The organism is Synechococcus sp. EJ6-Ellesmere (assembly GCF_024345875.1).
GTDB classification, from domain to species: Bacteria; Cyanobacteriota; Cyanobacteriia; order PCC-6307; family Cyanobiaceae; genus Regnicoccus_A; species Regnicoccus_A antarcticus.
Genome location: NZ_JAGQBY010000131.1, coordinates 1 through 8661 on the forward strand (window position 1 = coordinate 1; position 8661 = coordinate 8661).

An 8661-nucleotide genomic window follows, 5' to 3' on the forward strand; every position below is an offset into this window, starting at 1 on the left:
GCCTCCGGTGTGCGGAACTGCAGCCCCCCCGCATACACCTGGCCCACCACGGCGCTGGTGATCGCCAGGGAGGTGTCGGTCTGGCCCATCTGGCGGTAGTAGGCCGCCAGGCCGAAATTGATGCCGGTCCACACCTCCAGCGGATGGGTGCCGTTGGGATCGAGTGGAGTGCCGTCGCGGCGCAGGCCGTTGGCCACCCCCAGCCGCCCGCCTTCGAAGCGCTCGAAGCAGGCCTCGCGGATCGCCTTCAGCGAGGAGAGGGCCCGCTCGTCGCTCACCACCGGCGGCAGCCCCAGCAGCCGGGCGTAGAAGTCGCCGCAGAGCTGATCGGCCATCACCACCGGTGTGCCGCTGCCGGCATCGATTCGGTAGTACTCCCCATTCCAGAGCAGCCGGTCGAAATTCGCTCGGGAGGGCTCCAGCCAGCTGCCGAATTCCCGCTGCTCGGCGCCGGTGTCGAGGCCGAGGTCGAGCTGCAGGCGCTGGGCCATGGCCAGGGCCGCCTCCAGCGCCGCGATCCAGAGGGCACCGCAGTAAGCGCTGACCCCCTGCAGTGGCCAGTCGTCGAAGGTCTGATCCGGTGCGCCGCCGTTGTCGGGCAGGCCGTCGTCGTTGACGTCGAATTGCTTGAGGTAGCGCAGGGCCTCCACCACCGCCGGCCAGCAGTCGGCCAGGAAGCGCAGGTCCTCGCCGGTGGGCGCCAGGTTGAAGGTGCGCCACACCTGCAGCACGAAGTCGGAGGCCAGATCCTTCCAGAGGTTGCAGTCTTGATAGGCGGTGTAGTTGGTGGCATCGAAGGGCCGCTCGTTGGGGGCCCCCAGGTCGTGGGGGGTGGCGCCGGCGACCTTCCGTGCCGCTTCCACCCGGCCCCGCCCCTGGGTGAAATACCAGCCGATCGGCCGGGGGGTGGCATCGGCGGCGGGAATCGCGCGGGCGAAGCTGCGCAGCACCGCTTTGTCGAGTTCGGGCCAGAGCTGCAGCAGGGCGAAAGAGCCGTACAGCCGCACATCCAGGCTCTCGTACCAGGCGTAGTCGAGGCACTCGAGCACCCCGAAGCGACCCACGGGATCGGTGGAGCTGGCGGCGGTCCAGAGGCTGCCGCCGCTGGTGAGGTCGTAGAGCTCGTTGAGCAGGGCCATGCGCAGGGGCTCGGGCAGGTCGCTGCGCTCCAGCACTGGTTGCTGCCAGGCCTCGATGGCGTCGCGCCACTGGCGCCAGTCGCGCAGGGCCTCGGCGGCGATGGCGACGGCGCTGGTGCCCGTGGCCCCGAAGAAATCCGTGTAGCGGCGCAGGGCGGATGTTCCGGTGGCGAAGGCGGTCACGGGCAGGTCCCAGCTGATCACCACCGGCAGCTCGATCTCAGCCCCCGGCTCAAGCCTCAGGCGCAGGGCGATCGCGGCGCTGGCCTGCTCCCTGCCGGTGCTGCGGCGGTCGTTGTTGCTGTCGGGAATCGATCCGTCGCGGGCGAAGGGCTCCCAGATCTCGGCGCCATCGCCGCTGGGATCCCAGCGGCTGCAGCGCATCACCTCCACCCCCTCGAGCTGGTCGGGCACCGCCAGGCACCACTGACCCTCCCCCTCGGCGATCGGCTGGCTGGGCGCCCCCTCCAGCAGCACGCCCTTGAGGCCGGTAGCGTCGATCCAGCGGTTGCGCTGGCCCACCCCCGCTCCGATGGCGGGCAGGTAGTTGTGCTCCGGACTGCCGTCGTCGCGGAAGGTGACGGCTGCGCTGGGATCGGTGTTGGTGAACCAGCCCACGGTGTTGCGCCAGCTCAGCAGCAACGAGAGATCCAGGGGCTTTTTGGTGGAGTTGGCCAGCCGCCAGCGGAACACGGCCACCGGGTAGCTGGTGCGCTGGTAGTCGCCGGGGAGGATCGGACTGAAGGCCTCGCAGCTGACCTCGGCGTGGAAGTTGTCCTGGTAATCGAACCAGTGGAGCGGGTAGCGGGCGGCGTAGGTCCCGGCCTCGCCCTCCAGCCACTGCCAGCCGCCCAGGGGGCGCTCGCTGGCCTCCGGCCGGGAATCGTCGCGCTCCGGCGCCATCGCCAGGGCCTGCGCCCGGCTCGCCGTGCCGTCGTGCTCGAAGAGGGCGAACTGGCAGTCGGGCAATACGCCGAACCAGTGCTCACCGCCATCGAGATGCCAGAGGTTGAAACTGCCATCGGGCCCACGGCCGATGCAGCCCGCACCGAAGCCCCCGAGGGGCGCGCCGTGGTTGGGGCCGTCGTCGAGATTGCTGGCATAGCGCACCGTGTAGGGGGCGTCGCAGCCCTGGCCGATCGGCCGCTGCCAGCTGGCGTGGGGGGCCTGAGCGGGCCGACCGGTGCCGGACCCCCGCAGCAGCGAGGAGAGGGCAGACAGGCCGAACGGAGCCATGGTGCTCATCGAGATGGCGCCAGCTTGTCAGAGCTGGCCCGCCCCGGGGGCCACTTCCTGCTCGATCAGGGCATCGAGGGTGATCGCCGAGCGCACCACCGCCTGGTAGCGCAGCACCACCCGCCGGTTGCGCTCCAGCCAGAGGCCGGCCTCCTCGCCGCCGCCGCCCGTGGCTTCGGGGCTGAGCAGCTCGATTTCGGCCTGCCGGGCCAGCAGGGCCAGGGCCAGCTCATGCACGCGCTGGCGGCGGGAGGGGGACTCGGGTGCGGCCATGGCGGCTATCAACTCGCGGGCATCATGGCGAGGCCCGGCCAGCCGCCGCACCGGAGTCGCCCTGTGCACCCACCGCACCAGCCGCACTGCCTTGAGGTGATCGGCACCGACGCCGCTGGGCTGGCCTCGCTGCCAGCGCCGGCGGCGGCCCTGGTGCGCCAGGCCGAGCTGGTGGCGGCACCGGCCCGGCTCCTGCCGGAGCTGCGCCAGGCCCTGGCGGATGCGGCTCAGCCGCCGGCGCTGATTGCCAGTGATCGCCCCGAGCAGCTCTTTCCCCAGCTGGAGCAAGCTCTGGCTGCTGGTCGGGCGGTGGTGCTGCTGGCCAGTGGCGATCCACTCTGGTTCGGCATCGGCCGGCTGCTGCTGGATCGCTTTCCCCGCGAGTGCCTGCGCTTTCACCCCGCCCCCTCCAGCCTGCAGCTGGCCTTCGCCCGCCTCGGTCGCCCCTGGCAGGACGCCAGCTGGATCAGCCTGCATGGCCGCGACCCCGAACCCCTGGCGGCGGCCCTCCAGAGGCGACCCGCCGCCCTGGCGGTGCTCACCGATCCCGGCCGCGGCGGTGCCGAGGAGGTGCGACGGATCCTGGCTGCCTCCGGCCTGGAGGCGGCCTATGCGATCTGGCTGTGCGAGCGGCTCGGCCACCCCCAGGAGCGGGGGCAGCGGCTGGCGCCCCCGGCGGCGCTGCCGGCCGCTCTCGATCCCCTGCATCTGGTGCTGCTGATCGCCGAGCCGCCGGTCCCTCCCGATCCCGCCGGCCTGCCACTGTTCGGCCTCGAGGATGGCCTCTGGCTGCAGCACACCGATCGCCCCGGCCTGATGACCAAGCGGGAGGTGCGCATCCAGTTGCTCGCCGACCTGGAGCTGCCCGCCAGGGGTGTGCTCTGGGATGTGGGGGCCGGGGTGGGCTCGGTGGGCCTGGAGGCCCTGCGCCTGCGCCCGGCCCTGGAGCTCTGGGCCCTGGAGCGGCGAGGCGGTTCAGCGGCCCTGATCCGGGCCAATGCCGAACGTCTCGGTGTGGCGCCGGCGGGGGTGCTCGAAGGCGACGCTCTCAGTGTGCTGGAGCAGGGCGGCCCCCCCGATGCCGACCGGGTGCTGCTCGGAGGTGGCGGTCGCCAGCGTCTGGCGCTGCTGGAGATCGTGCTGCGGCGCCTGCGGCCCCTCGGCCAGGTGGTGATTCCCCTGGCCACCCTCGAAGCCCTCGCCCAGTTGCGGCCGCCGCTGGAGCGGGCCGGGCTGCGGGTGCAGGTGAGTCAGCTGCAGGCCTGGCGGGGTTCCCCCCTGGCGGAGGGCACACGACTGGCGCCACTCAATCCGGTGCTGGTGCTCAAGGGGCGCCAGGTCGATTGAGCCAGCGGATCCGCGCCGGGGTGCCCACAACAACGCCGAGGCGGGCCGCTTCGCCGGCATCCAGCTCCACCACCCCATCGGCGGGTTCCTGGGGCCCATAACTGCGGCAGGGCAGGCGCGGGCAGGGCTGGGCCGCGGCCTCGATGGCGATCACCCGTCCCTCGCGCAGAAAGATCATGTCGAGCGGGCTGATCGTCTGGTCCATCCAGAAGCGCGCCGGCTCGGGGGGATCGAAGCGGAACCACATCCCCCGCAGGGGCCCCAGCGGCGGGCGCTGCATCAGCCCCAGGCTGTACTGGCGCTGGCTCCTGGGCACCTCCAGCTGGATGCAGCCGCCTGAGGTTCCCTCCAGGCACCACTCCGCTTCCAGCGGCAGCACCTGGGGCGGAGCCTGCGCTCGACTCTCCCCACCAAGAGCCCGGGGGGCGCCAAGGGTGAGGGCACCCAGCGCCACCCCCAGCGGCGCCAGCAGCCGTGGCAGCAGCCTGGCCTGGGTCATGGGGCGGGGCGTTCCGGGCGTGGGACACGCTCGCAGAGGCAGTACCCCCGCCCGCGCACGGTGTGGATCAGCCGCCGCTCGCCGTGTTCCTCCAGCTTCTGGCGCAGGTAGCGGACATACACCTCCACCACGTTGCTGGCGGTCCCCTGCTGGTCGTTCCACACCTCAGCGAGGATTTGCTCGCGGCTGAGCACCATGCCCGGCTGACGCATCAGCGTGAGCAGCAACTGGTATTCGCGGGCGGTGAGCGCGAGTGGACGCCGCCCCCGCCGCACGTCCCGGGTGGCGGGATCCAGGCTCAGGTCGGCGAGCTGCAGGGGCGGCACCTGGCCGCGGATGTCGCCGCGGATCTGCAGCAGCAGGCGCAGGCGCATCAGCAGGTCGCTGCCGCCGGCGCTGGAGAGCCAGAAATCGTCGGCGCCGGAGCTGAAGCAGAGGGAGCGGGCCTCGACGCTGTCGCAGACCAGATCCAGCAGGATCGGCACGTCCTCCAGGATCATGCGCAGGGCCGGAATCGTGGCCACCCCATCGGCTCCCGAGACCAGCACCGCCGCCGGCGGATCGGGCAGGGCTCCCACAGGCGCCGTGCGGTAACCGGAGGCCTCCAGCCGAGGGGCCATCGCTTCGGCCTCCTCCCCCACCAGGAGGATCAGGGGCCCACTCATGGACGCGCTCCGGCACCGGGGCCGTCGCGGCCGCCGAACTCACCGTTGTCGGGCTTGGCCACATGGGGGAGTCCCCAGCCCAGCTTGTTGCGCAGCACCTGGAAGAACTCGTGGTCCTGCAGCCGCACGAAACGGGCGGGGTGGGGGCTGCGGCGGATCAGAACCCGGTCTTCCGGCCACACATAGCAGCCGGCACTGCCATCCACAACCATCATCAGCCGCTCGGGGGTGGCCGGGAACACCGTCACTGGCTCCTGGTCGCTGAACACCAGGGCGCGGGAGGCGAGGGAATGGGGCGCGATCGGGGTGAGCTGCAGCACCGGGCAGTCGGGGGTGATCACCGGCCCGCCGGCGCTGAGGGCATAGGCGGTGGATCCGGTGGGTGTCGAGAGGATCACCCCATCGGCGGAGATGTCCACGGGCACATGGCGACCGATGGCGATCTCGAAGTGGCACATGCTCGTGAGCGGTTCCCGGTGCAGGGCCATCTCGTTGAGGCAGAGCACCTCCCAGCGCCGCTGGTCGCCCCGCATCACGCTCACCACCAGCATCGTGCGCTCCTCCACGCTCCAGCGGTCAGTGAGGAGCTGCTCCATGGCCCCATCCAGCTCGCTGACGTAAGCCTCGGCCAGGAAACCCAGGTGGCCGGTGTTGACGGTGAGAATCGGCACGCCGATCGGTGCGGTCTGACGCGCGGCGGAGAGCACGGTGCCGTCACCCCCCAGCACCACCGCCAGACTCATCTCCGGGTGGAAGCTCTCCGGTACGCAGGCGCTGAAGCCGCGGCTGCGCAGGTGATGGTCGGGATTGGCGAAGCCCACCATGCCGCCGGAGCTGCTGACCCGCAGCACGCTGGTGCCGGCCGCCTCCAGGCGATTCTGGATGATATCGGCCGTCTTGACGGCCAGATCCTTGCCGTCGTTGACGATCAGTCCGACGCAGGGCACCGGTCGGAGGCGAGAACCTGTTGAGTTTATGGGGAGCCTTCCGGCCGCGGCCTGATTGCCATCAGAACTGTTCCAGGAAGCGCAGGTCGCTGGTGAACAGGCGGCGGATGTCGTCGATGCCGTGGCGCACCATGCAGAACCTCTCCACCCCGAGGCCGGCGGCGAAGCCGCTCCAGCGCTCGGGATCCAGCCCCAGGCCCTCCAGCACCGCCGGATCCACCATCCCGCAGCCCATCACCTCCAGCCAGCGCCGCCGCCACTGCACATCCACCTCTGCTGAAGGCTCGGTGAAGGGGAAGTAGCTGGCCCGGAAGCGCACCGGCAGATCCCCGAAGAACTGCTGCAGGAACGTGGTGACGGTGCCGCGCAGGTGGCTGAAATCCAGCCCTTCATCGATCGCCAGCACCTCCACCTGGTGGAACACCGGCGAGTGGGTGGCATCCACCGCGTCGCGCCGGTACACCCGCCCGGGCGCCACGATCCGCACCGGCGGCGGGTTGCTCTCCAGATGGCGGATCTGCACCGGCGAAGTGTGGGTGCGCAGCAGTCGCTCGCCGGGCAGATAGAACGTGTCCTGCATGTCCCGGGCCGGGTGGTGCGGCGGGATGTTCAGCGCGGTGAAGTTGTAATAGTCGGTTTCCGCCTCCCGCCCTTCCTCAACCCGGTAACCGAGCCCGGCGAAGATGTCGACGATCTCCTCGATCGTGCGGATCAGAGGGTGGCGGTGCCCCACCGGCACGTAACGGCTCGGGGCGGTCACATCGAGCCTTTTCCCCCCCAGCTTCTCGGCCATCGCGGCGCCTCGCAACCCCTCCAGCCCATCAGCGCCTGCCCCTGCTCCTTGAGCACGTTGGCCCGCGGCCCCACCACGGGCCGCTCCGCCGCATCGAGGTTGCCCATGGCCCCCAGCACCGCCGAGAGGCGGCCCTTTTTGCCCAGCAGACCCACCCGCAGCCCTTCCAGCTCAGCGGTGTCAGCGGCGGCGGCGATCGAGGCCGCCGCTTCGGCTTCGAGGGCGTCGAGCTGGTCGGTGAGCTGCTGCAGGCTGATCGTGGCGCTCACGGATCGGGGGCGGTAGCGACCGACTGTACGGAGCGAGCCTGCCTAAGTTGCCGCCTGCGCCCCTGCCCCTGCCGGTCCCGATGTCCAGCCTGCGGATCCTGATCAGCAACGACGACGGGGTGTTCGCGGAGGGGATCCGAACCCTGGCGGCCGAGGCGGCGGGCCGCGGCCATGAGGTCACGGTGGTCTGCCCCGACCAGGAGCGCTCCGCCACAGGCCACGGCCTCACCATGCAGACCCCCCTGAGGGCGGAGCGGGCCGACCGGCTCTTCGCCGATGGCGTCAGCGCCTGGGCCTGCAGCGGCACCCCCTCCGACTGCGTCAAGCTTGCGCTCGGCCGGCTGCTGAGCGCTCCGCCCGACCTGGTGCTCTCCGGCATCAACCACGGCCCCAACCTCGGCAGCGACGTCTTCTATTCCGGCACGGTTTCGGCGGCGATGGAGGGCACCCTCGAGGGACTGCCCGCCCTGGCGGTGAGCAGTGCCTGCTTCGACTGGCGCCAGTTCGGCCCAGCCGCCGTGCTCGCCCTCGATGTGGCGGAAGCGGCCCTGGCCGGGGCCTGGCCGGAGGGGCTGCTGCTCAATCTCAACGTGCCGGCCCTGCCGATCGAGCGGATCGGTTCCCTGCGCTGGTGCCGCCCGGCCGTGCGCCGCTACCGCGACCAGTTCGACCAGCGCACCGACCCCCGCGGGCGCACCTATTACTGGCTGGCCGGTGAGGTGGTCGACGACCTTGAATCCGCCACCGCAGGCCCCCGCGACTGGCCCACGGACGTGGCTCAGATCCATGCCGGCGGCGCCGCCCTCACCCCGCTGCAGCCGGAGCTGTTCTGGCGGGGTGGCCTCGAGGAACTGCCGGTTCAGCTGGGGCGGTGAACCCGCTGCAGCAGCCAGAGGCTGATCCACAGTCCGATCAGGTGGGCGAACAGCACCTGGGTGTTGCTCAGCACCGAGAGCATTTCGATGGAAGTGATCGGCAGCCCCATCAGGCCGCCGCGGGTGCCCGGCGGCACCGACAGCTGTGCTCCGAAGAAGCCGGGCACCTGCATCGAGGCCTGGACGAACAGGCTGCCGGCCAGGGCCTGGTACCCCACCGCCGCCAGGGTGAGCCCGGCCAGATCGGCCAGGACGCCCCGTTTGACCAGGCGGCTGGTTTCGCCGCGGCTGGGGCGGGCGGGGCTGGCCAGGGCCCGGCCGCAGCGCACCACCAGCCAGCTCTGCCAGAGGCACCAGAGCAGGATGAAAAACGACAGGGTGGTGAGTGACAGACCAGGACCGAGCCCGAGGGAGCGGGCGCTGTTGGCCGCCAGTCGCCCGCCGATGTTGTTGAAGGCCAGCACGCCAACCACGACCACCCCGAGGCACATCTGGGTCCAGAAGCGGATCCAGCCCACCCGGCGCAGGGCAGCCGAGACCAGCTGAAGAGCGAGGCCGTCAACCATCGGGGCGCAGAAACGGGGGGCGGAGCCTCACAAACTTGCCATGGCCTGCAGC

Annotated in this window: 8 protein-coding genes and 1 pseudogene; 2 read left to right on the forward strand and 7 right to left on the reverse strand. The window is 71.2% G+C overall.

Translation table 11 applies throughout. From position 1 onward, the window contains the following. The coding region (locus KBY78_RS13305; RefSeq protein ID WP_255143984.1) for a GH116 family glycosyl hydrolase at nt 1-2375 on the reverse strand (2375 nt) is incomplete at its 3' end. A gap of 27 nt (nt 2376-2402) precedes the next feature. Further along, the gene (locus tag KBY78_RS13310) at nt 2403-2648 is read right to left on the reverse strand and encodes a hypothetical protein (RefSeq protein WP_006171824.1); all 246 of its coding nucleotides are present in this window, start codon (nt 2646-2648) and stop codon (nt 2403-2405) included. Nucleotides 2649-2711: 63 nt separating this feature from the next. Between KBY78_RS13310 and cbiE the strand changes: the two genes are divergently transcribed. Continuing rightward, the gene (gene cbiE / locus KBY78_RS13315) at nt 2712-3995 is read left to right on the forward strand and encodes a precorrin-6y C5,15-methyltransferase (decarboxylating) subunit CbiE (RefSeq protein ID WP_255143985.1); all 1284 of its coding nucleotides are present in this window, start codon (nt 2712-2714) and stop codon (nt 3993-3995) included. Here cbiE and KBY78_RS13320 read toward each other — a convergent pair. From KBY78_RS13320 to pheS, 4 genes and pseudogenes are all read right to left on the reverse strand, one after another. Then, nucleotides 3973-4494, reverse strand: coding sequence for a DUF192 domain-containing protein (locus KBY78_RS13320; RefSeq protein WP_255143986.1), 522 nt, complete (start codon nt 4492-4494; stop codon nt 3973-3975). The genes cbiE and KBY78_RS13320 overlap by 23 nt on opposite strands. Beyond that, nucleotides 4491-5159, reverse strand: a complete 669-nt coding sequence (locus KBY78_RS13325; protein WP_006171819.1) for a winged-helix domain-containing protein — start codon at nt 5157-5159, stop codon at nt 4491-4493. The genes KBY78_RS13320 and KBY78_RS13325 overlap by 4 nt, the downstream gene beginning before the upstream one ends. After that, entirely contained in the window at nt 5156-6106 is a 951-nt protein-coding gene (locus tag KBY78_RS13330) for an NAD(+) kinase (RefSeq protein ID WP_255143987.1), read from the reverse strand. Before KBY78_RS13330 ends, KBY78_RS13325 begins: the two co-directional genes overlap by 4 nt. Nucleotides 6107-6167: 61 nt before the next feature. Further along, nucleotides 6168-7168: pseudogene (gene pheS / locus KBY78_RS13335) on the reverse strand (phenylalanine--tRNA ligase subunit alpha). A gap of 80 nt (nt 7169-7248) precedes the next feature. Between pheS and surE the strand changes: the two are divergent. Further along, the gene (gene surE, locus KBY78_RS13340; RefSeq protein WP_006171816.1) at nt 7249-8043 is read left to right on the forward strand and encodes a 5'/3'-nucleotidase SurE; all 795 of its coding nucleotides are present in this window, start codon (nt 7249-7251) and stop codon (nt 8041-8043) included. Here surE and KBY78_RS13345 read toward each other — a convergent pair. Next, entirely contained in the window at nt 8028-8609 is a 582-nt protein-coding gene (locus KBY78_RS13345) for a DUF3611 family protein (RefSeq protein ID WP_255143988.1), read from the reverse strand. The genes surE and KBY78_RS13345 overlap by 16 nt on opposite strands. Between the last annotated feature and the right edge of the window lie 52 nt (nt 8610-8661).

Coding starts and splice junctions, on each gene's coding strand:
- KBY78_RS13325 (WP_006171819.1), bottom strand. CDS start 5,159: ATGAGTGGGCCCCTGATCCTCCTGGTGGGGGAGGAGGCCGAAGCGATG.
- KBY78_RS13320 (WP_255143986.1), bottom strand. CDS start 4,494: ATGACCCAGGCCAGGCTGCTGCCACGGCTGCTGGCGCCGCTGGGGGTG.
- surE (WP_006171816.1), top strand. CDS start 7,249: ATGTCCAGCCTGCGGATCCTGATCAGCAACGACGACGGGGTGTTCGCG.
- KBY78_RS13345 (WP_255143988.1), bottom strand. CDS start 8,609: ATGGTTGACGGCCTCGCTCTTCAGCTGGTCTCGGCTGCCCTGCGCCGG.
- KBY78_RS13310 (WP_006171824.1), bottom strand. CDS start 2,648: ATGGCCGCACCCGAGTCCCCCTCCCGCCGCCAGCGCGTGCATGAGCTG.